Consider the following 23,997-nt stretch of genomic DNA (forward strand, 5'->3'; position numbering starts at 1 on the left):
CTAATCTTCATGAAATGCTCACTTTTACACATCATCAATTTGCCAATCGATGGATTGACGTCCGTGTTGGAGCAAAAACTCATTTGCTCGTTGAAAATGATTATTGCCAAAAAAGCCTCGATTAGCTGAAAATGGGCTAGGATGCGGGCTTTCCAAAATTAAATGGTGTGAATGATGAATGAGCTCTTTTTTAGCTTGTGCATGTTTGCCCCACAGCAAAAACACGACCGGCTCCTCTTTTTGTGCCACTAATTCAATAATGCGGTCCGTCAGCTGTTCCCATCCTTTTCCTTTGTGAGAATTCGCTTCCCCTCTTCTAACCGTCAAAACAGTGTTAAGCAAAAGAACACCTTGTTCTGCCCATTTGACTAAATAACCGTTATTCGGAATGTGATAGTCCATTTCATTTTTCAGCTCTTTGTAAATATTCACTAAAGAAGGCGGTGTTTTGACTCCTGGTTGAACAGAGAAGCTCAGTCCATGCGCTTGATTTGGTCCATGATAAGGATCTTGTCCCAATATGACAACTTTTACATTTTTATAATCCGTATAGTGTAAAGCGTTAAAAATATCATATTTATCAGGATAAATGGTGTGGTGATTATATTCATCCACTAAAAATTCTCGAAGCTGTATGTAATAGTCTTTTTGAAATTCTTCTTCTAATAAAGGAGCCCAGTCATTTTTTAAAATACTCATTGCTTATCACCTCATAATAATCTTTTTTGTTATTTTATCGTAAACTCTGCCGCCTGCTCAAACGTTGCCTGCTTTAAATACGCTGAGAGCCTGGGCATATTTTAATATTGTCATGTTCAATGAAACTTTGTATACACTTATAAAGAGTGTATTTTTATATTAAAGGAGGGATTCCATATGATCATCAGCAATCCCCACCAAATAGACGTAACCTACAGCCTGGGTGTTACACCCGTTGAACCAATGATACCAAGAAAATACACCGTTTTCCCAGGTCAACACACTTCTGTTCCTTCCATTCAAATCGGCATTGAATTTGCCTACGATCATATGCAAAAAGAGCGGAACGAATATTTAGCATCCTTCGTCTTCGATAAAGGTTTTTATTCCCTTACTGTGTATTATTACATCGGTGCGCATACATCAACAGATGAAACCATTACACGCTACCTTCACTTTTTAGAACAGCTCCCTGTTATTCTATCGTCTATCTATCACGCTGATGCTTCCTTTTTCGAAAAACATCCACTTTTAATGCACTGTCCTATTTTTATCATTGCCGATAGCCCTGAGCTGCCATTTTCAACAAAAAAATCTATCGGTTCCCTGTATCAATATAAATAAATGAGAAAAGCTACTGTTAAAATAACGGTAGCTTTTTCTCCGTATTCGAAACAAAATACTTTTAAACTTGTTAAAAACATGGAATAATAACTACAAATTGTTTTAATCTATTTGCGTTAACCCTTTAAAATCGTTACAATTTATTAGTAGTTCTATACATAAAGGAAAAGGTAAACAAGCAATCATTCGTTTGTTTATAAAGGCCGAGTTTAACGGGCAATGAATCCCCAGATTTCATTTAAGTGTTGTCTGTTAAAGCGGAAAAAAATTGAACGTAACTACGACAAAGTGAGGTCCTAGAAGTAATGACAAATGTACAACCAAAATCCATTATCGTAATTTTTGGCGCTACAGGTGATTTAGCAAAACGTAAGTTATTCCCCTCTATTTTCCGCTTATATAAAGCGAACAAACTATCGGAAGATTTCGCTGTTGTTGGTGTCGCAAGAAGACCTTGGACTAATGACGAATTACGCGAAAATGTAAAAAAATCAGTGAGCAGTTTCAAAAACAGTGACGCTGACATTGAAAAGTTTGCTTCACATTTTTATTACCAACCGTTTGACGTAACAGATGTCGCTTCTTATCAAGAATTAAAAAGCCTAACAGAAAGCCTTGATGAGCAATACAACGTGCCTGGAAATCGTATTTTCTATCTAGCAATGGCACCTGAATTTTTCGGAACAATTGCTTCGAATTTAAAAAATGAAGGTTTAACACAAACAGAAGGCTGGAGCCGCCTAGTCATTGAAAAGCCGTTTGGCCATGATTATCCTTCTGCTAAAGAATTAAATGAACAAATTCGCCATGCATTTAAGGAAGATCAAATTTATCGTATCGACCACTATCTCGGTAAAGAAATGGTGCAAAATATCGAAGTTATCCGTTTTGCAAATGCTCTATTTGAACCGATGTGGAACAACCAATACATTTCAAACATCCAAATTACGTCTAGTGAGACGCTTGGTGTAGAAGACCGTGGCCGTTACTATGAATCTTCAGGTGCCCTTCGAGATATGGTACAAAACCATATGCTTCAAATGGTGGCCCTACTTGCAATGGAACCGCCGATTAAATTAACACCGGAAGAAATTCGCAGTGAAAAAGTAAAAGTATTGCGTGCTCTTCGCTCTTTATCAGTGGATGAAGTAGATGATTATTTTGTACGAGGTCAATACGGCAAAGGTGTACTTGAAGGAGAAGAAGTTATCGGCTATCGCGAAGGAAACTCGGTTGATCCTGAGTCTAATACCGCTACATTTGTATCTGGTAAGCTTATGATTGATAACTTCAGATGGGCTGGCGTACCGATTTATATCCGTACAGGTAAACGCATGAAAGAAAAAGCAACGACAATTGTTGTACAGTTCAAAGACTTACCAATGAACCTGTACTTCAATAAAGATAAAGAAATTCATCCAAACTTGCTTGTCATTCATATCCAACCGGAAGAAGGCATTACGCTTCACTTGAACGCGCGTAAAACGCCAGGTGCCACATCATCCACACCGATTAACTTGAACTATTGCAATAACTGTGGAGATAAAATGAATACACCGGAAGCTTATGAACGCCTTATTTATGATTGCATGCTTGGAGATGCAACGAACTTTACTCACTGGGATGAAGTAGCCCTTTCTTGGAAATTTGTTGATACTATCTCAGAAGCATGGGAAAGCACAAAAGCACAAAACTTCCCGAACTACGAATCAGGTTCAATGGGACCAAAAGAATCAGACGCATTGCTTGCTGAAGACGGTTTCCACTGGTGGCCAGTCGGAGAAGACAACTTCTCACCTAAAGAGTAAATAAAAAAAGCAGCTGTAGTATACAGCTGCTTTTCTTGTTTTTTATTTTAACCACTCAGTATGGAATACGCCCTCTTTATCAACACGTTGATATGTGTGAGCTCCGAAGTAGTCACGTTGCGCTTGTAAAAGGTTCGCTGGTAGCGTTTCTGTACGGTAGCTGTCATAGTAAGCTAATGCACTTGAGAAACTTGGTACAGGAATACCTTGTTTAACCGCAATTGAAATAACTTCACGAAGAGCCGACTGATAGCCTTCTACGATATCCTTGAAGTATGGGTCTAACAATAAGTTTGTTAGATCTGCATCGCGATCGTAAGCTTCTTTAATTTTTTGTAAGAATTGTGCACGGATGATACAACCACCGCGGAAGATCATTGCAATATCACCGTACTGTAAATTCCAGTCATATTCTTCAGAAGCTGCTTTCATTTGAGCAAACCCTTGCGCATATGAACAAATTTTACTCATGTACAATGCTTTACGAATTGCTTCTACTAATTCGGTTTTATCGCCTTCAAATGCAGCTGCATTTGGACCGCTCAATACTTTGCTTGCTTTTACACGTTCTTCTTTCATAGCTGAAATAAAGCGTGCAAATACAGATTCCGTAATGATTGGTAGTGGTACACCTAAATCAAGCGCACTTTGGCTTGTCCATTTACCTGTACCTTTTTGACCTGCAGTATCTAAAATAACGTCTACAAGTGCTTTACCTGTTTCTTCATCTTTTTTCGTAAAGATATCAGCTGTGATTTCAATTAAGTAGCTATCTAGCTCGCCTTTATTCCATTCAGCAAATACTTCATGTAATTCATCTGTTTCTAAGCCTAATACGTTTTTCATGATGAAGTATGCTTCACAAATTAACTGCATATCGCCATACTCGATGCCGTTATGAACCATTTTTACGTAGTGACCTGCACCATTTGGTCCAATGTATGTGCAGCAATCATCGCCTTCAACTTTCGCTGAAATAGCTGTTAAGATTGGTTTTACAAGTTCATATGCTTCTTTTTGTCCGCCAGGCATGATTGAAGGTCCTTTTAATGCGCCTTCTTCTCCGCCGGATACGCCTGTACCGATGAAATGGATACCTAATTCTTCTAGCTCTTTGTTACGACGAATTGTATCCTGGAAGAATGTATTTCCGCCATCGATTAAAATGTCGCCTTTTTCTAAGTATGGTTTTAACGAATCAATTGTTGCATCTGTAGCAGCACCAGCTTTAACCATTAATAAAATTTTACGCGGTTTTTCAAGAGAATTAATAAACTCTTCCACACTGTATGTACCTGCAAAATTTTTACCTTCTGCTTCTGTTTTTAGGAACTCTTCTGTCTTTTCAGGAGAGCGGTTATAAACTGAAACAGAATAGCCTCTGCTCTCAATGTTTAGCGCCAAGTTTTTCCCCATAACCGCTAAACCGATAACACCGATTTGTTGTTTTGCCATGTTAAATTCTTCCCTTCATGTGTAATATGAATTGGTCAACCTAATCGTAACTGAACATATCATAAAGAAAGTTACAGATTCAAGTTTGATATAACCATAATCATACGTTTTATTATACACATTTGAAAAGAATCATGCTCACCGAACATTGATTATTTTGAAGAAAATTTCGATAAAATAAGTGAAATGAACGCAGTTACTAATCATCCGTACATTCTTAACTACCTTTAGACGCATTTTAACATTTTCTTAAACAATTACTTTTGTTAAAATATTAAGCAGTTAATCATTTCAATGAATTGATGATCAACACGGTTGTTACCGTTTTACTATATTTACTGCAGCTAAAAAATCTGCACTAGTACTTATTTTGTTTTACGAAGAGGGATTTTATATATGACAAAACCAATCAAAGATCCGTTCAAAGAAAATTTTGATACGCTTGAAGAATTTGCTGATCGCATTAGCGAGGTATTGAACTGCCCTATTACGATTGAAGATGCTAATCATCGCTTACTAGCTTACAGCACCCATGATGAAAGAACGGACCAAGCGCGTATTGCTACGATTATTGGAAGAAGAGTTCCGGAAAAAGTCATTAACAACTTATGGAAAGAAGGCATTATTCCGAAACTGCTTGAGACAAATGAACCTGTGCGTGTGAAAAATATAAATGAAATCGGGCTTGGAGATCGTATAGCCATTTCTATCTGGAAAAATGAAGAAGTTCTAGGATTCATTTGGGCTGTGGAAATTGAGAAAGCCTTAGGCGATGAAGAAGTGGAGCTATTAAAAAAAGCTGCGAATGTATTAAAAAACAAATTGCTGCAGCTTCAAATTCGAAAATACAAACGAGAGGAACGCTCACAGGAATTTTTCTGGAAATTATTAACTGGCCACATTAAGTCTCGCCAAGAAATTTCAGAAGCGTTTTATGAAGCTCAAATTACGGCTCCATCAGCGTTTTCCATTGCTATCTTCCGCTTCCAAGAAGATATTACGCCTGAAGCTGAACGCCAAATTTCGTATATGTTGAAAACAATGCACCGCTTAAAAATCGTTCTTTATACGATTGATTGCAATGATTTAATCTTACTGCTTTCTTTGGATGCGGTTGAAAATCCTCTTGATGAACAGCGAGATTTTGTAGACTATTTTAGAGGAAACATGCATGAACGCTTTGATGTTACTCAAATTAAAGCCAGCTGCAGCAGTATTTATTCATCGCACGATCATATCGAAAAAAGCTATAAAGAAGCTTTGAACGTATTAGATATGAAAAGTAAGTTTCCAGAAGAAACAAAAGAGATTATTAACTATCAAGAATTAGGTATTTATCAATTTCTAGATGTTATTTTAGACAAGCGCGTTCAAGATCAATTTGAAAACCATTCTTTAAAGAAGCTAACTGATTATGACCTTCGTCATAACAGTAACTTGGTGGAGACTCTTGAAGTATTTTTAAATAATGATAACAATATTAATGAAGCAGCCAAAGAATTAAATGTGCATATGAATACACTTAGCTATCGATTAAAGCGAATTTCAGAGATTGGTGATATCAACTTAAAGGATGTTAATCAAAAAATGACTCTTTATATTGATATTAAGTTAATGAAATATAAAAAATAACAGATAATGTTATATTTTTTAACAGAAAGCTATTTATTTATTTTCCGATAAATAAATAGCTCTTTTTTTATGTTTTCTTCCCTTAACAATGTTAGATAACCTGACATAAAAATTAAAAATTCTGATAAGTAAGCGGTTACATTTGTGTGTTTAAACAAAAACCGCTTCTTCAATTCTTCTTTCTAGACAAAGAAATTTCACAAAACTTTCTTTATACTAAAGATACACAAACGACCAAGGGGGAAATTAATCATGATTATTGGCGTACCAAAAGAAATCAAAAACAACGAAAACCGAGTAGCGATTACACCAGCAGGCGTAGCATCATTTGTTGGTACAGGTCATCGTGTATTAATTGAAAATGAAGCGGGTATTGGAAGTAACTTCACAAACGAAGATTATGTAAAAGCCGGAGCTGAAATTGTTGAGACAGCAGCTGACGTGTGGGCACAAGCTGAAATGGTCATGAAAGTAAAAGAACCATTAGCAAGTGAATACGGCTATTTTAGACCAGGTCTTATCTTATTCACTTACCTTCACTTAGCAGCTGAACCAGCACTGGCAAAAGCATTAAAAGATAGCGGTGTAACGGCTATTGCTTATGAAACAGTGGCAGTCAATCGTACATTGCCTCTATTAACACCTATGAGCGAAGTAGCAGGACGTATGGCTGCTCAAATTGGTGCACAATTCCTTCAAAAATCAAACGGCGGAAAAGGAATTTTATTAGCGGGTGTTCCTGGAGTTAGCCGCGGAAAAGTAACGATTATTGGAGGCGGCGGTGTTGGTACAAATGCTGCAAAAATCGCAATCGGCCTCGGTGCTGATGTAACAATTATTGATTTAAGTCCTGAACGCCTACGTCAATTAGACGATATCTTTGGCAACCAAATCAATACGCTAGTGTCAAATCCCTATAACATTGCGGATGCAGTAGCAGAGTCAGATTTAGTGATTGGTGCAGTATTAATCCCAGGTGCAAAAGCTCCAAAACTCGTAACAGAAGAAATGGTGAAAACCATGAAGCCAGGTTCTGTTATTGTTGACGTAGCAATCGACCAAGGTGGTATCGTTGAAACAATTGACCACATTACAACACACGATCAGCCTACTTATGAAAAGCACGGTGTTGTACACTATGCAGTTGCGAACATGCCAGGAGCAGTTCCACGCACATCAACGATTGCTTTAACAAATGTAACGGTACCTTACGCACTTCAAATTGCTTCTAAAGGTGTTCACAAAGCAATCGCTCAAAACGAAGCGTTAAAATTAGGAGTGAACGTTGCAAACGGAGCTATTACGTACGAAGCAGTTGCACATGATTTAGGTTATGATTATGTATCAGTAGACGTAGCTCTTGAAAAAGAATTAGCTTCTATTTAATAGATAGTAAAAAACGTCCTTAACCCTCTGTTAAGGGCGTTTTTATTTTAAATAAACAGCAATTAGCTGTAAAAAACACGACTATTTAAAGCTTTGTGTATCTGTTCACCGGTAATCTCCGGTACCATTGGCCAGAACTCAGGAGTAGGAAACATAAGGTTGCTAGGCGTTCTATTATGATTACCATCTAATTCATGAAATGGTTCAGGATCATCTGTCTCGTTAAACCGATTCGTAATAAACATAAAGTGACCTAATTCATGTGCAAGAAGATACTCATCTGTACTTGCATTTGTCATAATTACAAGTGGAAAAGAGTTATAAGTTACAGCAAGAGTCGATGAATAGTCAAAATTAACAGGCCCAAATCTATTTCCATTCATATAAAATACGTATACATCAGCGTCTTGACAAACTTTTCGGCCAGTTTCAAGCATTGCTTGTACCATTGTAAGATGACTAGCTCCTCTAATTGGAAAATTTTCCGCATTACTTACAATGCCACTGATGTTTTCCAAAAAAACAAATGAACGTGTAATAGTAAATGTAACCCCCTGGATTAATTGGTTTTTCTCATATTGTTTCCATATCCTATTAGCAGCCGCTATGTCTCTTTTTACACGGTTGGGAACTGTAGACGGATTATCTTTAGAGTTTCGATCAACTTTAGCTCCTGGTAATACGATTATACAAACATTTAAAGTACCTGTCTTAACAGTTTTGAAGTTATCGCTCATTAAATTCGATTTCATATAACAGTCTTTGTGATTTCTCTTTTGAAGTTGTGATTGATTAGAAGAATCCGGGGCATCTTTATAACTGTCATGATTATAATGTTTTTTTATGTGAATCACCCTTTCTTAAGTTTCTATTCATTTTATTCATTAAGAAAAAGAGTGCTTGTACAATAAGGTAAAAAGCCTTTTAATAAGAGGTTTTTTAGCATGCGATTACTTGTGAAGGTGGTTACTCTTAAGTTTATGTAAAGTAAATGTTCAAACCACCTTATATCTCATTCGCTAACGTTCATTTAACTCATGCTTCACAGTCAGTCATGATAATTCTAAATTACACGTAGGATTCATACAGTTTTTAGAAATTGAATATCTACATTAAAAGCGATAAAATAGAAGAAAAAGTGAATGGAAGAAATTTATCTAAAACACATTGGGCAACTAAAAGCCGCCCGGTAGAAATTTTACTCTATTTTCTCTATGAACTTAAAATACGGGAGGATTTTTTATGACAATGAATAAAGCATTAACCATTGCTGGTTCTGATAGCAGCGGCGGAGCTGGCATTCAAGCGGATTTAAAAACATTCCAAGAACTTGGTGTTTACGGAATGACAGCTTTAACAACAATTGTAACAATGGATCCCGATAACAGCTGGTCTCATAACGTATTTCCACAACAACCTTCCACTGTTGAACAGCAGCTGAAAACAATTGTAAAAGGCGTAGGCGTACAAGCTCTAAAAACGGGTATGCTTGGCTCAGTGGAAATTATTGAACTAGCGGCAAAAACAATTGAAGAATACGATTTAAAAAATGTTGTAGTAGATCCTGTGATGGTATGTAAAGGAGAAGACGAAGCGCTTCATCCGGAAACAACTGTCAGCTTGCGTGATGTACTAGTTCCAAAAGCAACAGTCGTAACGCCTAACTTATTTGAAGCTAGTCAATTAAGCGGACTTGGCCCTATCAAAACGGTTGATCAAATGAAAGAAGCAGCCGTGAAAATTTCTGAACTTGGTGCCAAATATGTATTGATTAAAGGTGGAAGTAAATTAGCACACGAAAAAGCAATCGATTTGCTTTATGATGGAAAGACATTTGAGATCTTAGAGTCTGAACGTATTGAAACGACATTTACACATGGTGCTGGATGCACATACTCAGCTGCGATTGCTGCTGAATTGGCAAAAGGCAGTGACGTCAAACAAGCTATTTATACAGCAAAAGAGTTTATTACAGAAGCAATTCGCCATTCATTTGCTTTAAATCAATATGTCGGACCAACAAATCACGGTGCATACCGTCGTAACAAAGAAAAAGTAACAAACTAAAAGCATGCCTAAAGGCATGCTTTTCTATTTTGCTTATTGTTTGACTGTTTCAAGCGCATTTAAGATAGCTTGAGCTACGCCGTGCTCGTCATTTGTTCCTGTTACGATATGGGCAAACTCTTTAATTTCTTGAGGGGCATTTCCCATCGCTACGGCACGTCCAACTCGCTGAAACATCGATACGTCGTTATAATTGTCTCCAATAGCCATCGTTTCTTCTAAAGAAATATGGCGTTCTTGAACAAATGATGTAACCGCAATTCCTTTTTGAGCATTTTCATCATTTATTTCAATATTTTCTTTACCAGATGCACTGACTGCAATAGAATCTAACTTCACAAGTTCTACTTTTGCCTGCTCTAACTTTTCTTCATCAAAAGAGAAAGCAAGCAGCTTATAAATGTCCTTGTTTGGATCTTGAAACAGCGCTTCATACTCTTCAATAAGCTTTACTCTGCCGCTATTGAAACGCTCTTTTGCCGCTTCTAACGATTTTTCATAATTATCTTTTAAGCTAGCACTTAAATAAATATCCATTAATACGGACAAAGCTTTTTCATAGTCATTTGAATACGTACCTTCACTTGTATAGACTTCAAAGTACAGCTGAAACTTCTTAAAAATATCTTCTACTTCACGAATAGCTTCCATCGTCATGCCTACTGAATATTGTTTTTCCCCTTGTGGATTGCGAAGCTCTGCTCCGTTTGCACAAATTAAATATGTATGAAGTCCTGCTTCTTCTAAAACATAACGCGCTTCTTCATAAGAACGTCCCGTAGCAACAACAACTTCCACCCCTGCCTTTTGAGCTGTCTTAATCGCTTGGGCATTTTCTTTACTTACAACTTGTTCACTATTTACTAGCGTTCCATCCATATCGATCGCAATACATTTAATCATGATGTACCCCTTCCTATGTATCTTTGCTCTCTTATTTTATTCTAGCATATGTTTTTTAGCGCTTTGCTACTTGCATGTAAAAGATTTACTAATTTTTTGTATACGCGCTGTTATAATCTGTTCCTTTTCTTGCTTTTTCGAAAACCTCTTTGATCGTCTTTACATGCAAATCAGCTGTTGAATATACGCGAAAATTCACATCCTCTTCCCTCAGATGCTTACCAACGCCGATAGAAACCATATCTGTTTGATTAATAGCTTTTATACCTGCCTCTCCATCTTCTATTGCCACACATGCATCGGGTTTTACTTTTAATTGATCGGCAGCTGTCAAAAATATTTCTGGATCTGGTTTTCCCTTCTTGATTTTCCTCACATCCACAATACAATCAAAAAAAGAGCGTATTCCTAGCGCATCTATTACAGTATTTGCATTCGAACTAGAAGAAGCAATTCCCATTTTAATGCCTTGTTTTTTACAATCTTCTAACAACATTTTAATGCCTGGAAGTAAATGATCTTCTGTCATTTCTCTTGTTAAAGCCTGATAATGCTTATTCTTTTCATAAGCAAGCTCTTCTTTTTGTTCCACTGTCAGGTGTACATTGCCTTGCGCAGCAATGAGCTCTACAGTTCTCATCCGGCTGATTCCCTGCAGCTGTTGATTTAGTTCTTCAGAAAACGAAACGTTAAGTTGATCTGCTACTTTTTTATTTGCTCTATAATATAAATGTATTGTATCTGCAATAACACCGTCTAAATCAAAAATAATCGCTTGTAGCTCTTCTTTTTTCATATTATCCTCCTCTGTACCTATCTTTATGCCATTACTTAAATGCTTTTATTACATCCCACCATGTTAAAATACCGTTGATATTGTTCACTTTATCATAAAAATTTTTTCATCATTTATAATTTATGAATAAATTTTTCAAAAAAAGAGAAATTACAGTATTGCATTATGAAAGCCCTTTTATTACAATAGGTTTATGCAAACGGTTGCACTGTCTTAAAAATATAGTTTATCAAAAAATAAAATGAAAACCCATACATAGGGGAAGGGGAAAAACTATGAAGAAGTTCTTTTCATTTGATTTTTGGCAGAAGTTTGGTAAGGCTTTATTAGTAGTAGTAGCGGTTATGCCCGCAGCTGGTATTATGATTTCACTTGGAAAACTAGTTGCAATGACTGGGGGAGACATCACTGCTGTACAAACAATTGCACGAGTGATGGAAGATATAGGATGGGGTGTCATTACAAATCTTCACATCTTGTTCGCTGTTGCCATCGGGGGATCTTGGGCAAAGGAACGTGCTGGCGGTGCATTTGCTGCACTCATTGCATTCATTCTTATTAATCGAATTACAGGAGCCATTTTTGGAGTTAAAGCAGAAATGCTCTCAGATTCAAAAGCAACGGTTCAATCACTGTTTGGACAAGAATTAGTTGTAAAAGACTACTTCACATCTATTTTAGGATCTCCCGCTCTTAACATGGGAGTATTCGTAGGAATTATCGCTGGTTTCTTAGGCGCAAATTTATTCAACAAATATTACAATTATGATAAATTGCCTGAAGCCCTTTCGTTTTTTAACGGCAAGCGCTTCGTACCGTTTGTAGTCATCGGTGGTTCAGTTGTAACGGCACTGCTTTTATCCATTGTGTGGCCGTTCATCCAAGGTTCGCTAAACAGCTTCGGACAGTGGATTGCAACATCTAGAGATACAGCTCCTATTCTGGCACCATTTATTTTCGGAGCATTAGAGCGTCTCCTTCTTCCGTTTGGTCTTCATCATATGCTGACAGTTCCTATGAACTATACGGAGCTAGGCGGTACGTACAAAATTTTAACGGGTTCTGGAGCAGGTTCCACTGTTGCCGGTCAAGATCCTTTGTGGCTTGCTTGGATTGCAGACTTAAATAACTTCCGTGCTGCAGGAGATATGGACAGCTACAAGCAGCTCTTACATGACGTTACACCTGCACGATTTAAAGTAGGACAGATGATTTTATCTTGTGCGTCATTAATTGGAATTGCTTTAGCAATGTATCGCAACGTAGATCCTGACAAACGTTCGAAATATCGTTCAATGTTCTTTTCAGCTGGACTAGCTGTTTTCTTAACAGGCGTAACAGAGCCGATTGAATTTATGTTCATGTTCGCGGCGCCTCTTCTATACGTCGTATACGCCATTATGACAGGACTGGCTTTTGCCATTGTTGATATTGTTCATGTTCGCGTACACTCATTTGGCGTAATTGAACTATTAACACGTACACCAATGATTATCAAAGCCGGACTATGGGCTGACTTAATGAACTTTGTCATCGCCTGCCTTGTATTTTTTGGCTTAAATTTTGGAGTGGCAAACTTCTTAATTAAACGTTTTAACTTCCCAACACCGGGACGTAACGGAAACTATATCGATGAAGAAACAACTGCAACAAGCAGCAAGCAGGTGAAAAATGATTCGCTTGCCCCAGTCATTATTGGACTGCTTGGCGGAGAAAACAATATTGAAGACGTGGATGCTTGTATGACTCGCTTACGTGTAACGGTAAAAGATATACATGCCGTTGCAGGAGAAAGTGAATGGAAACAAAACGGAGCCCTTGGTTTAATCTTGAAAGATAAAGGGGTACAAGCTATTTATGGACCTAAAGCGGATGTTTTGAAATCCGACATTCAAGATTTGTTAGGAGCTTAACACAATGAAGCTATTAACGTTAAATTGCCACTCTTGGCAAGAGGAAAATCAGCTAGACAAGTTATCTTGTCTAGCTGAAGTAATTAAAAAAGAAAAATATGATGTCATTGCTTTACAGGAAGTAAGCCAAAAAGTAGACGCACCTTATGTATATGACTACATTCGCAGCGATAATTACGCTTGGCTTTTAGCAAAAGAACTGGGTAAGCAAGGTGAAGACTATCAATTGGTATGGGATTTATCTCATATAGGCTATGAAGTGTATGAAGAAGGAATTGCCATTTTAACGAAACACCCGATTATTGAAGAGCATTCATTTTTTGTTTCACAAACGTCAAATATTGACTATTGGAAAACGAGAAGAATTGTTGGAGCAACAATCGAATATGAAAAAGAACTTCTTACGTTTTATTCTTGTCATCTTGGCTGGTGGGATGACGAGGAAGAGCCGTTCAAGCAGCAAGTTGATACGCTGCTAGCTCATGTACACAAAGATAATCCATTTTTCCTACTCGGAGACTTTAATAATGACGCTCATAGACGAAATGAAGGTTACGACTACCTGTTGAGCCAAGGCCTCTATGATACGTATACTCTATCGAACAAAAAAGACAGCGGTATTACAGTTAAAGGTAACATTGCTGGATGGGATGATAATGAACGGGCACTGCGCCTTGATCTAATTCTATCGAGTCATGCGCAGGATATTCAGTCATCAACTGTGGTGTTTAACGGCATACATTATCCCGTTGTTTCCGACCATTTTGGGGTAAGCTTATATTTAAAATTCTAATAAATTGAATAACAAACAACTTTATTAAAAAGATATAAATGTACGCAAGGGTCCTAATAGATACTTACTTACATTCATATCTTTTTTTATTGAATAGAAAACAACTAGTAAAAGTTAATATAACAGGGAATTACTAACTCAGTAGCCAGTGTAATTCATTTATGTTACTAAAAATTATTGAGATTTAAAACAGATAAATGTAATATTAAATAGGTGCTAAATAATAACTATTTAGCTTTAACGACTTTATCTTAAACAAAAAACCCTGTCGATTACAGAAATGATAAATAGACAAACTTCCAATGGGTATTCCTTAATTATAAAATTTATTTATAAGGGTGAAAATAGTGAAAAAAAGAGCGCTTATTATTATTCCGGCATATAACGAAGAAGATAACATAATAGACACAGTTAGCAACGTAAAGCGTATGAACAATTTTGATTATATAGTTGTTAACGATGGTTCAAAAGATAAAACGCAAGAAATTCTAAATTCCAATAATTTCAATCATTTAGACCTTCCTATAAACTTAGGAATTGGCGGTGCAATGCAAACTGGGTATAAGTATGCTCTAAAAAATGACTATGACTATGCTATCCAATTAGATGCAGATGGTCAACATAATCCTAAAGACTTGGTAAAACTAATAGATGAAATTGATATTAACCACTTTGACATGGTAATTGGATCACGGTTTATTGAAAAAACTGATTATCGTGGCTCTTTAACAAGGAGAGTAGGTATTTATTATTTCTATAAATTAATACACATATTAACAGGAAAAAAAGTAACAGATCCCACATCTGGATACAGAGTTGTAAATAAAAAGATTATTAAAGAGTTTTCTAACTATTACCCACAAGATTATCCAGAAGTTGAGGTTGTTGTAGACTTAGCTAAAAAAGGATACAACATCCATGAAACACGTGTAGATATGAACTCTCGTCAAGGGGGAACTTCATCCATTACACCACTAAAATCAATTTATTATATGATAAAAGTTACATTTTTCTCTGTGATTAGAAAAGTGTTTTAGGAGGAATTATGACACCTGTTCAAATTATATCTTTAGTCGTGGCATTAATATTCTTATTTCAAGTGTTAGTCTATACAAGTAAACATAAATTAAAAGATCAAGTAGCTTTTTTCTGGCTTCTGATTTCTTTAGCAGGAGTTATTATCGCCATATCTTTGCCGTTTTTTAACGTATTAGTATCCAAAATCGGTATTTATTATATGCCTTCTTTATTCTTTCTGTTGGCTTTAATTTTGATTTTAAACATTTTGATTTATCAAAATGTATTAATTTCTAAACAACAAGACAAAATCAAAGATTTAACTCAAGAGATGGCTTTATTAAAGCACTCGATTCAAGAGAAAGAAAGGAATTTATAGAACTATAATGAACATAGCAAATTTTTTATTGATTTTAGCTAATACCATAACTCTTGTGTGCGGACAATTTTTATGGAAATTTGGTTTAGAATCGAAGCCTCAACCATTTAAATCTTTACATTCTATCATTAATCTATTTCTTTCTCCATATGTCATTTCTGGGTTAGCCCTATATGGCTTAGCTACCGTCTTATGGCTTTTTATTCTAACGAGAGTTCCTTTAAGTGTGGCATACCCTATACAGAGTATGGCTTATATTCTAGCAGTATTTGGAGCTTTTTTTGTTTTTGGAGAATCCCTTACACTTTATAAGGTATTAGGGTGTTTATTTATCATGATAGGCGTATCGTTTATAGGCTTTACCTCTACGAACTAAATCTAATTCATAACCTACACTTTTAGGTTATGAATTTTTTTATATTTTTTTATGAATATTCTAAAAATCTCTTTTAGAAAGCTTTATACTTTAAAATTAAGGTATGCTATAATATTTGGATGTTAAGAATGCATATGTAATTATATTAATTTATGTAAAGTACCATACGCATAATATATAAAATCAGCAAATTGTTGGGTGTGATTAAACGTGAAAGTTTTATTAATTTCAAATATGTATCCTTCAGAAGAGTTTCCTAGCTATGGTGTTTTTGTCCAAAACACCGAGCAAATCTTATTGAATAACCAATTTCAGGTGGATCGTATTGTACTACAAAAAAAGAAAACAAAACTTCAAAAGTTATTTGGATATGCACTTCATTACACTAAAATTATTTGGAGTGGGCTAACAAAAAAATATGATTATATATATGTGCACTATGCTGCGCATAATGCAGCTCCATTACTTCTGCTAAAGAAACTAAATAGTAGAGTCACTATTATAACAAATGTTCACGGCTCAGATGTTGTTCCCGAAGTTTCTTCCCAGGAGAAATTTCAACCTAGAGTTAAACAGTTGTTGAAGGAGTCCGCCAAAATTATTACTCCTTCTCCTTACTATATGTCATTAGTTAAAGAGAAGTACGAGGTAAAAACCCCCATATATGTTTTTCCAAGTGGTGGAGTTAATCCTGACGTTTTCTATCCTTTTTCAGATAGGAACGAAGCTTTTGAAATGTTAAAACTAGATCCACATCAAAAGTATATTGGGTGTGTAAGTAGAATCGACGTTGGAAAAGGTTGGGAATATTATTTAAAAGCTATTGCTCACCTTGAAGAAGCTACCCCAACATCTTATAAGTATTTGTACATTGGTAGTGGAAAAGATGAAGACGCGTTTCATAATTTAGCAGAAGAGTTAGGTATTAAGGAAAAAATTATTCATTTTCCATTACTCCCTCAAACTTCATTAAAATATGTCTATAACGCCATAGATGCATTTATTTTTCCAACTGTTCGCAAAGGAGAAAGTTTAGGTCTTGTTGGACTTGAAGCTATGGCTTGCGGAACGCCTGTGATTGGTAGCAAAATTGGAGGATTAAAAGATTATATTATCGAAGATGAAAACGGTCTATTTTTCCAGCCTGGTAATGAAATAGAATTGGCTGAAAAATTATGGTTCTTTATGAGTAGTTCTGAAGAGTACAAACAAAGATTGTCAAGACAAGCAATTCTTACAGCACATGATTACACTATTAATGTTATCTCTAAAAAACTCCCTCGTATTTTTAATGATTAAGGGCATTCTAACAATAGGAGAAAAAAAATGAAAACCAACAAAAGATTACTATTTTTCACAATCATCTTAGCTCTAATAGCTATAGGTTTATTTTTAGGTGATAGTCAAAGTGGAAATTATGCTTCCATCTTACTTACAATTATCTTAGCTACCTTTGCTTCTATTTATCTTTATTCATATAAAGATAAGTTTAGATTCAATATTATAGTTTGGATAATGATAATAATTGTTTCTTTTTTAATACAATTTGCTTTTTTAAATAACCTACACGTTACAGTATCGACATTGTTTTTGTTTATGATATATATACTTAGCCGCTTTTTATTTGCGTTCTTATTAACATTAGCTGCAGCGGTATTTATAAGGGATTTAAATGATTTTAACTACAATTTGGTAAAAACGACCAAGTATACATGGTTAATAATTTTATTGGTTTTAGGAATTAGTTTATTTTACTGGGTAGCTTTTTTCCCAGCTGCTATGACTCCTGATTCTTTATCTCAATGGAGGCAAGCTCATACAGGAGAATTTGATGATGGTCATCCAATTATTTTCACATGGCTTATTATGCTTCTTGTTAAAATTTGGAATAGCCCGGGTATAATAGCTCTTTTTCAAATCTTAGTGGTTACAAGTGTATATGGTTATGCTTTTGACTTTTTACTTAAACGTAAGGTCCACCCTCTTTTCCTAGGAATTTTAACGGCTATTATACTTGTTATCCCAAGTTTTACTATTTTCTCCATCATTATATGGAAAGATATTATTTACAGTGCCTTTTTACTATTTTTCACTGTAAATTTAACGAAATTACATTTTTCTAAAGGTAATTGGATAAAAAGTCGTTCTGGGTTCTTACTATTATTTTTGTCTGCTTTTGGCACTGCTTTCTTCAGGCATAATGGATTGCCAGTTTTTATCCTTACTTTTGTCTTACTCATTATACTTTTTAAAAATAAATGGAAGCCTCTACTTTCTATATTTTTAATTGTTTTTATTTTAGAACGAATTATAGCTGGACCAGTTTTCCACGCTCTAAATGTTAAACCTTCAGATCCAAATGAAGCTCTATCTATACCTACACAACAAATTGCTAACATCATTGTTAATGATGGCGATATGACAAAAGAAGAAAGAGCTTATTTTGATAAGGTATTTCCTATTGAACTGTGGAAAGAAAAATATAATCCTTATAATACAAATCCAATAAAATTCACTTGGGAATCTTATAACCGTGAATTCATTTTTGAAGATACCGGCTTATATTTTAAAAATTATATAAGCATTGTCCTAAAAAATCCTTTACTTGCAACTGAAGCCTTCTTAAAACAATCTTCTCTAGTCTGGCAAGTAACAACATTTAAAGATGGATACACGGACACTTATGTTACTAATGTTTATTATGGAAATGACCTTGGTTTAAAGAATGAAATCATTAGCCAAAAATTTACAAATATATCCAATAAATACTTAGCTATATTTAAACAACCTGTATTTTCATTTTTATGGAAACCAGCTTTTTATCACTGTATTATTTTATTATCTGGGCTATTTCTTGCTATACGTAAAGGTAAAAAATCACTGGTTATTATAGTACCTTGGCTATTAAATACTCTATCGATACTTGCAGGTTTACCAGCACAAGATTTTAGGTACCTCTTAGCAAGTGTCTTTATATCAATATTTTTAATTGCTGTGCCTTTTATAAAGCGGGATGAAGAAGAACACTCATTGTAAAAAAATAAATCGTTACGTACTTTTAATCTAATTTGGATAATAGTCGGAAAGTTATTTAATTTTTCTTTCCGACTATTTATTTACAATAAAAATAATTTTTTATTAGTGACTTTGCTTGTATTAAAACTAAAGTTTATTATTTTTATTGTATTTTCTAATTTAAAGGTAGGAGTTTCGCATGAAAAACTTAAAATTCGCGAGCATTTTACTGCTCATATCAACATTATTTTTGAAATTTTCTAGTATGATTCGTGATTTAGTTATTGCTAATTATTTCGGTACAAGTTATATCGTCGATTCATACAACGCAGCAATGATTATTCCAAACGCTTTTATCTTATTTATGTTAACGGGGATGAAGGATGCGTTTATTCCTAGTTATTTACGTTATGAAAAAGAAAATAAAGGAAAGGTTCATTTAACTAATATTGTTAAATCAACCTTTCTTATTTGTTTCATTATTTCGGTTCTCGGATCAATTGCGGCTTTCTTTTACTTTCCCGCTTCGTATTCTAATTTTTCTAAAGCAGCAATCGAACTAGGAATTTATACGGGCGTTATGTACTTCTTATCTCTTTCATTAGTTGGAGTGAATGCCGTATACGAAGGTGTATTTGATGCACGAAGTCAATATTCTTTCTCTGTGTTTTCTCAAACGGTTGTTGTATTATTTACAATTTTAAGTACAATCCTATTACATTCAATTATGGGCGGCTATGCAATTGCTCTTGGCTATTTTATAGGAACTATTGCTTCTTTCTTAATTAAAGTTGTCTATTTTAAACCGCAGCATCTGCTGTTATGGAAGCAAAAAATTGACCGTGATGAAGTGGTGGCTTTTTATAAAGTATTCATCCCTGTTGGTGTGACCATTATGGTCGGTCAAATTAATTTAACTGTAAACTTCTTCTTTGCTGGCTCCTTTGGTGAAGGTGTTATTTCATACTTAAATTACGCCTTCAGACTTGTAAGTATTCCCCAGGCAATATTCGGGGTTACGGTCGCAACCATTATTTACCCGCTGATTGCAAGAGCCATTTCTGAAAAAGATGAAGAGCGCTTTAAATCAGGAATTGAAAAAGGGATTACGTTTATGCTGATGCTGCTGATTCCGACGATTGTTATCATGATCTTTTATATGAAAGACATTGTAATGATTGCTTACCAGCGCGGTGCATTTGACGCACATTCGACGTTAAAAACAACAGATGTATCTTATTATTACCTAGGTTCGGTGTTTTTCTATTCCCTGCAAGCTGTTCTTGCAAAAGGATTTTATTCTCTTCAAAAAGGTTATCTTATTATGAGAGCAGGCTTATTATCCATTGTGTTAAATATCATCTTTAACATGATTTTCACTAAATTTATGGGATACCAAGGATTAGCACTTTCCATGTCAGTAGTTGCCTTTTTCTATACGGCTATCGTATTCGTTATGCTGGCAAAACAAATCAATCACTTCCATTACGGATATCTAGTGAAAGAAACAGGAAAAATTCTTTTAGCTTCCGTACCTGTTGCGATCGTCATGTTCTTCTTAAAGGACATCGCATTTTTGAATTCATTACATGTTATCTTACGATTTGGTATTGTCTGTATTGCAGGTGGTTTAGTATACTTAATGTCGACGCTATTATGCAGAGTAGAAGGTGTTATGCTTTTAGTTAAAAGAAAACGTTAATTCACGTAAAACAGGAGAGTACTATATGAAGAACACATACTGGTTATTTTTTCTGTTCGTTGGTTTTATTTCAATTCAGCCGATTATTGATATGCTAACGACGTACATGGTTTTGAACATGGATAGTGGTCTCTCAATTGGGGTTGTTATTCGCTTTCTATATATGATTTTTGCAGGTGTCCTACTTTTAGTGTTTGCCAAACAATCAAAATGGGCTAGATATTCGATTATCTACCTTATTGTTTTTGCACTCTTTCTTGGACTCAACATCTACTTAAATCATCAATGGAAAGATCCTTATTATATTGGGCAAGAAATTAAATTTTTCAATAAAGTTGTTTATATGAACGTTACGCTGCTTGGAATGATTGTGATGTTTTCACATTATCGATCATCTGTGGATGTAAAAAGAATACTGAGCAAAAACTTATTAACTGCTTCACTCATCATCAGTATTGTTTTTATCGGTACAATGCTAACGGGTACAGCACTAGAGAGTTATCAGTATAATAAAATTGGGTTTAAAGGCTGGTTTTATGCAGCGAATGAGCTAGGCGCAACCATTGCTATTTTGCTTCCTCTCACACTGCTTTTAGCTTTAGATAAAGTACGTTCGTTTTCAAAAGCTTATTACTGGATTCCTTTTATCTTGTTAGCCGTTTCGTCCATCATGCTTGGAACGAAAGTAGGCTTAGGTGCCGTTATTCTTTCTTTAGTTGTAGCAACAGTTGTCTTATTTGCTAAATTATTTACGAATAAACGCAGCTTAATTAAAGCCAACTTAGTAATCTCAATTCTGCTTTTAATTGTAACCGGAGCAACTACTCCGATTTCTCCAGCTTATAAAAACACATATACGCACATCGATATGTTAGAGGCTAAAAAAGAGAAAACAAAGCAAGAAAAGCCGGAAAAGAAAGAAAAAGAAAAGCCGGCTAAAAAGAAAAAACAAAAGGAATCAAATTTAGATGATAAAGATATTCAAAATCTGATTCTAAGCAGCCGTGAGCAATTCTTAGCTCATCATAAGGAAGAGTATGCAAAAGCACCTATTGCACGAAAAATGATAGGTATGGGCTTTTCTGGTGACTATACAAAACAGCTTCCGCCAAAGATGATTGAAATGGATTTTTATGATTTGTTTTTCTCTTTAGGTATCATCGGATTTTTACTATGGGTTCTTCCACTTCTAGTAGTTGGTTTAACCGTACTGGTTCGATTATTTAAAGAGCCATCACAGCTTCTTGATGAAAGCTTTATGATGTATAGTACAGCAATTGTATTAGCTCTTGGAATTGCTTTTGTAGCTGGGCATGTCTTTACAGCACCAGCCGTTACCATCTATTTTGCAGCAGCTGCTGCTTATCTGTTCGTCATTCATTTTAAACAAAGACAAGCATAAAAAAAACAGGTCATTAACGGCCTGTTTTTTTATCTTTTTAATGGCTGAAGGCTTAACACCGTGTCACCCGCATTAACGTTTATTTCTTGATCATGAGCAAAAAAACTCAATGCCTTTCCTTGCTTGCTCACTGCTAGTAAAAGAGAATCATCGCTTTTCTCCTCAACATATGTTTCATACGTATATTCATCCGTAATTTTTGTATTGTAAATCGTATAGCCGTGCTCCATTTTATGATGCAGAAACTCCCACGTAATTCCTTTCTTAAAGAGCATACGTCCTCTTACTGTATGCATAATTTCATCGACATCTTCTCTTGAATCTTCTTGGTCACGAATGCTCAATTGAAAAACATTGTTCCGCCCCATATCTTGAAGAAAAGCAGTACAAACAAGCGCATTATATGCATCTAACTCAGTTGCAGCAATCACATATTCATAAGGAGTTAAGTCTAGATGATATTCCGTTTGCTCAGCTAGTACTTCTCCGTGATAAACATTTACCTCCGCTCTGCGCGCAACTCTTAACCGCTCCCACGAAGAATCAGCAACTAATACTGGATAACCTAGCTGTTTTAACTTCGTTGCAAAGGCAACCGTAAAATCATTGCTTCCTACAAGCAAAATACCAGGTTCTTCTCCAATTGATAAATCAAGCTTCTTAGCTAGCCATGAAAGAGAAAAACCGTGTGCACAAACCGTAGCAAACACTAAAGCAAATGTCAGCGTTGTTAGGATGGAAGCATCTTTAAATCCTTCATCAATTAGTACTTTCGCAAAGTAGCTCGAGACCGTTAACGCCACAATTCCGCGCGGGGCAATCCAGCCAATCAGTATTTTTTCTTTTATAGATAAATCTGTGCCTACCGTTGATAAAAAGATGGAGACAGGTCTGACAATAAACAGCATAAGTAAAACAAACAAAATAATATTCCAATGAAAAATTTCAGTAATGGTCTTCATCGTCAGTCCAGCCGTTAACATGATAAAAATAGTAGAAGTTAATAGAACCGAAATATTCTCTTTAAAGTGTCGCATATCACTAATAGACGAAATATGCATATTAGCAAGGGTAATCCCCATCGCTGTTACTGCTAGAAGACCTGTTTCATGCTTAATTTCATCAGCTACTGTAAAGCAGGCAATAACGACAATAAATACGACCGGAGATTTTAAATACTCTGGAATATGCCCCTTTTGAAACATCCATCCTATTCCGCGGCCAAGAATCCATCCTATTAAAACGGCAATAATAGAGGCTACGAAGAAAAAGAGAATTGTTTTTCCACTCACTTCTCTCAGCACTAAAAATTGAACAATTTCAAACGAAAAAACGGCCAACAGTGCACCAAATGGATCGACAATAATACCTTCCCATTTTAAAATCGCTGCTGGTTTTGGTTTTAATTTAGCTTGTCGTAAAAGAGGTAAAATTACGGTTGGACCCGTCACAATAAAAAGCCCTCCGATAACAATTGCCACCGCCCAGGATAAATCCGCTATATAATGAGCAGCTAAAGAGCCTAACATCCAAGCTAGCATGGCTCCCAGTGTCACAATGCGAAACACGGGCTTTTCGATTCCTCTTACCTCTCTCATGTCTAAGTTCAAGCTGCCTTCAAATAAAATAACAGCTACAGCAATCGATACAAAAGGATCAAAAAGCTGAGCAAACTGTGCTTTAGGATCAATTAAACCTAAAATAGGGCCTGTTAGCAGTCCGATAATCGACATCACGACAATTGCTGGTAGCTTAAATCTCCAAGCCAGCCACTGAGATAGAACTCCTAGTCCCACTACAAGTGTGATATGTACAAGCATAGGTTCCATTGTATCTTCCTTCTCTCGTTCGCATAATGTGTATATATTTTCCCTAAAATAAACCGATGTTATACAGGAAGAAACAAACACTACCTTGTTTTACCACTTTTTCAAAAATGCTAAACGCCTCTCCCCTCTTTGAATCCAAGCTATTTTCCTTCGTTCGACACATATCTTACTCATGTTTGTCGAATTTCACTTTAGTATAAA

Annotated in this window: 20 protein-coding genes; 14 read left to right on the forward strand and 6 right to left on the reverse strand. The window is 35.5% G+C overall.

Features of this window, described 5'->3' with window-relative positions; translation table 11 throughout:
- Positions 1-24 precede the first annotated feature (24 nt).
- The gene (locus MKX72_RS26290; RefSeq protein ID WP_028411955.1) at positions 25-699 is read right to left on the reverse strand and encodes a uracil-DNA glycosylase; all 675 of its coding nucleotides are present in this window, start codon (positions 697-699) and stop codon (positions 25-27) included.
- Between the two features lie 177 nt (positions 700-876).
- On the opposite strand from MKX72_RS26290, the gene MKX72_RS26295 reads away from it, so the two are divergent.
- Positions 877-1,323 carry a staygreen family protein gene (locus MKX72_RS26295; RefSeq protein ID WP_013085507.1) on the forward strand — a complete coding sequence of 149 codons (447 nt, stop codon included), beginning with the start codon at positions 877-879 and terminating at the stop codon, positions 1,321-1,323.
- A 305-nt stretch (positions 1,324-1,628) separates the two neighbouring features.
- A complete protein-coding gene (gene zwf, locus MKX72_RS26300; RefSeq protein ID WP_013085508.1) occupies positions 1,629-3,131 on the forward strand; it encodes a glucose-6-phosphate dehydrogenase in 1,503 nt (500 codons plus the stop codon).
- 42 nt (positions 3,132-3,173) lie between these two features.
- On the opposite strand, the gene gndA is transcribed toward zwf, so the two are convergent.
- Positions 3,174-4,586, reverse strand: coding sequence for an NADP-dependent phosphogluconate dehydrogenase (gene gndA / locus MKX72_RS26305; RefSeq protein WP_013059861.1), 1,413 nt, complete (start codon positions 4,584-4,586; stop codon positions 3,174-3,176).
- Positions 4,587-4,982: 396 nt separating this feature from the next.
- Here gndA and MKX72_RS26310 point away from each other — a divergent pair, with 396 nt between their 5' ends.
- Together MKX72_RS26310 and ald are read left to right on the forward strand one after the other, a co-directional pair.
- Entirely contained in the window at positions 4,983-6,218 is a 1,236-nt protein-coding gene (locus MKX72_RS26310; protein WP_028411954.1) for a PucR family transcriptional regulator, read from the forward strand.
- 252 nt (positions 6,219-6,470) lie between these two features.
- Entirely contained in the window at positions 6,471-7,604 is a 1,134-nt protein-coding gene (gene ald, locus MKX72_RS26315) for an alanine dehydrogenase (RefSeq protein WP_013059863.1), read from the forward strand.
- A 62-nt stretch (positions 7,605-7,666) separates the two neighbouring features.
- Here the strand turns inward: ald and MKX72_RS26320 are convergent, their stop codons facing one another.
- Positions 7,667-8,356: a hypothetical protein gene (locus MKX72_RS26320; protein WP_243495283.1), complete on the reverse strand. Its 690-nt coding sequence runs from the start codon at positions 8,354-8,356 to the stop codon at positions 7,667-7,669.
- 490 nt (positions 8,357-8,846) lie between these two features.
- Here MKX72_RS26320 and pdxK point away from each other — a divergent pair, with 490 nt between their 5' ends.
- Entirely contained in the window at positions 8,847-9,671 is an 825-nt protein-coding gene (pdxK, locus tag MKX72_RS26325; protein WP_033580382.1) for a pyridoxine/pyridoxal/pyridoxamine kinase, read from the forward strand.
- Between the two features lie 33 nt (positions 9,672-9,704).
- On the opposite strand, the gene MKX72_RS26330 is transcribed toward pdxK, so the two are convergent.
- Positions 9,705-10,574, reverse strand: coding sequence for a Cof-type HAD-IIB family hydrolase (locus tag MKX72_RS26330; RefSeq protein WP_033580381.1), 870 nt, complete (start codon positions 10,572-10,574; stop codon positions 9,705-9,707).
- An 88-nt stretch (positions 10,575-10,662) separates the two neighbouring features.
- The gene (pgmB, locus tag MKX72_RS26335) at positions 10,663-11,370 is read right to left on the reverse strand and encodes a beta-phosphoglucomutase (protein ID WP_155008463.1); all 708 of its coding nucleotides are present in this window, start codon (positions 11,368-11,370) and stop codon (positions 10,663-10,665) included.
- 275 nt (positions 11,371-11,645) lie between these two features.
- Here pgmB and MKX72_RS26340 point away from each other — a divergent pair, with 275 nt between their 5' ends.
- The 9 genes from MKX72_RS26340 to MKX72_RS26375 all read left to right on the forward strand — a co-directional run bounded on the left by MKX72_RS26340 (position 11,646) and on the right by MKX72_RS26375 (position 21,967).
- Positions 11,646-13,283 carry a PTS transporter subunit IIBC gene (locus MKX72_RS26340; RefSeq protein WP_155008462.1) on the forward strand — a complete coding sequence of 546 codons (1,638 nt, stop codon included), beginning with the start codon at positions 11,646-11,648 and terminating at the stop codon, positions 13,281-13,283.
- A 4-nt stretch (positions 13,284-13,287) separates the two neighbouring features.
- Entirely contained in the window at positions 13,288-14,076 is a 789-nt protein-coding gene (locus MKX72_RS26345; protein WP_155008461.1) for an endonuclease/exonuclease/phosphatase family protein, read from the forward strand.
- A gap of 347 nt (positions 14,077-14,423) precedes the next feature.
- A complete protein-coding gene (locus tag MKX72_RS26350; protein WP_202188193.1) occupies positions 14,424-15,113 on the forward strand; it encodes a glycosyltransferase family 2 protein in 690 nt (229 codons plus the stop codon).
- Positions 15,114-15,121: 8 nt separating this feature from the next.
- Entirely contained in the window at positions 15,122-15,472 is a 351-nt protein-coding gene (locus tag MKX72_RS26355; protein WP_034648222.1) for a DUF2304 domain-containing protein, read from the forward strand.
- Positions 15,473-15,479: 7 nt separating this feature from the next.
- Complete coding sequence (locus MKX72_RS28345; RefSeq protein WP_155008460.1) at positions 15,480-15,848, forward strand: EamA family transporter; 369 nt, start codon at positions 15,480-15,482, stop codon at positions 15,846-15,848.
- Positions 15,849-16,058: 210 nt separating this feature from the next.
- A complete protein-coding gene (locus tag MKX72_RS26360) occupies positions 16,059-17,147 on the forward strand; it encodes a glycosyltransferase family 4 protein (RefSeq protein ID WP_155008459.1) in 1,089 nt (362 codons plus the stop codon).
- Positions 17,148-17,174: 27 nt separating this feature from the next.
- Positions 17,175-18,884, forward strand: a complete 1,710-nt coding sequence (locus MKX72_RS26365; RefSeq protein WP_155008458.1) for a DUF6020 family protein — start codon at positions 17,175-17,177, stop codon at positions 18,882-18,884.
- A gap of 178 nt (positions 18,885-19,062) precedes the next feature.
- A complete protein-coding gene (murJ, locus tag MKX72_RS26370; protein ID WP_013059875.1) occupies positions 19,063-20,565 on the forward strand; it encodes a murein biosynthesis integral membrane protein MurJ in 1,503 nt (500 codons plus the stop codon).
- 25 nt (positions 20,566-20,590) lie between these two features.
- The gene (locus MKX72_RS26375) at positions 20,591-21,967 is read left to right on the forward strand and encodes an O-antigen ligase family protein (RefSeq protein ID WP_028411945.1); all 1,377 of its coding nucleotides are present in this window, start codon (positions 20,591-20,593) and stop codon (positions 21,965-21,967) included.
- Between the two features lie 29 nt (positions 21,968-21,996).
- On the opposite strand, the gene MKX72_RS26380 is transcribed toward MKX72_RS26375, so the two are convergent.
- Positions 21,997-23,796: a cation:proton antiporter gene (locus MKX72_RS26380; protein WP_028411944.1), complete on the reverse strand. Its 1,800-nt coding sequence runs from the start codon at positions 23,794-23,796 to the stop codon at positions 21,997-21,999.
- Positions 23,797-23,997: the final 201 nt, after the last annotated feature.

Source organism: Priestia sp. FSL R5-0597 (assembly GCF_038006305.1).
Classification (GTDB): Bacteria; Bacillota; Bacilli; order Bacillales; family Bacillaceae_H; genus Priestia; species Priestia zanthoxyli.

What these genes read in the sequence shown, in the direction of transcription:
- MKX72_RS26290 (WP_028411955.1), bottom strand. Translation starts at nt 699, where the DNA reads ATGAGTATTTTAAAAAATGACTGGGCTCCTTTATTAGAAGAAGAATTT.
- MKX72_RS26295 (WP_013085507.1), top strand. Translation starts at nt 877, where the DNA reads ATGATCATCAGCAATCCCCACCAAATAGACGTAACCTACAGCCTGGGT.
- zwf (WP_013085508.1), top strand. Translation starts at nt 1,629, where the DNA reads ATGACAAATGTACAACCAAAATCCATTATCGTAATTTTTGGCGCTACA.
- gndA (WP_013059861.1), bottom strand. Translation starts at nt 4,586, where the DNA reads ATGGCAAAACAACAAATCGGTGTTATCGGTTTAGCGGTTATGGGGAAA.
- MKX72_RS26310 (WP_028411954.1), top strand. Translation starts at nt 4,983, where the DNA reads ATGACAAAACCAATCAAAGATCCGTTCAAAGAAAATTTTGATACGCTT.
- ald (WP_013059863.1), top strand. Translation starts at nt 6,471, where the DNA reads ATGATTATTGGCGTACCAAAAGAAATCAAAAACAACGAAAACCGAGTA.
- MKX72_RS26320 (WP_243495283.1), bottom strand. Translation starts at nt 8,356, where the DNA reads ATGAAATCGAATTTAATGAGCGATAACTTCAAAACTGTTAAGACAGGT.
- pdxK (WP_033580382.1), top strand. Translation starts at nt 8,847, where the DNA reads ATGACAATGAATAAAGCATTAACCATTGCTGGTTCTGATAGCAGCGGC.
- MKX72_RS26330 (WP_033580381.1), bottom strand. Translation starts at nt 10,574, where the DNA reads ATGATTAAATGTATTGCGATCGATATGGATGGAACGCTAGTAAATAGT.
- pgmB (WP_155008463.1), bottom strand. Translation starts at nt 11,370, where the DNA reads ATGAAAAAAGAAGAGCTACAAGCGATTATTTTTGATTTAGACGGTGTT.
- MKX72_RS26340 (WP_155008462.1), top strand. Translation starts at nt 11,646, where the DNA reads ATGAAGAAGTTCTTTTCATTTGATTTTTGGCAGAAGTTTGGTAAGGCT.
- MKX72_RS26345 (WP_155008461.1), top strand. Translation starts at nt 13,288, where the DNA reads ATGAAGCTATTAACGTTAAATTGCCACTCTTGGCAAGAGGAAAATCAG.
- MKX72_RS26355 (WP_034648222.1), top strand. Translation starts at nt 15,122, where the DNA reads ATGACACCTGTTCAAATTATATCTTTAGTCGTGGCATTAATATTCTTA.
- MKX72_RS28345 (WP_155008460.1), top strand. Translation starts at nt 15,480, where the DNA reads ATGAACATAGCAAATTTTTTATTGATTTTAGCTAATACCATAACTCTT.
- MKX72_RS26365 (WP_155008458.1), top strand. Translation starts at nt 17,175, where the DNA reads ATGAAAACCAACAAAAGATTACTATTTTTCACAATCATCTTAGCTCTA.
- murJ (WP_013059875.1), top strand. Translation starts at nt 19,063, where the DNA reads ATGAAAAACTTAAAATTCGCGAGCATTTTACTGCTCATATCAACATTA.
- MKX72_RS26375 (WP_028411945.1), top strand. Translation starts at nt 20,591, where the DNA reads ATGAAGAACACATACTGGTTATTTTTTCTGTTCGTTGGTTTTATTTCA.
- MKX72_RS26380 (WP_028411944.1), bottom strand. Translation starts at nt 23,796, where the DNA reads ATGGAACCTATGCTTGTACATATCACACTTGTAGTGGGACTAGGAGTT.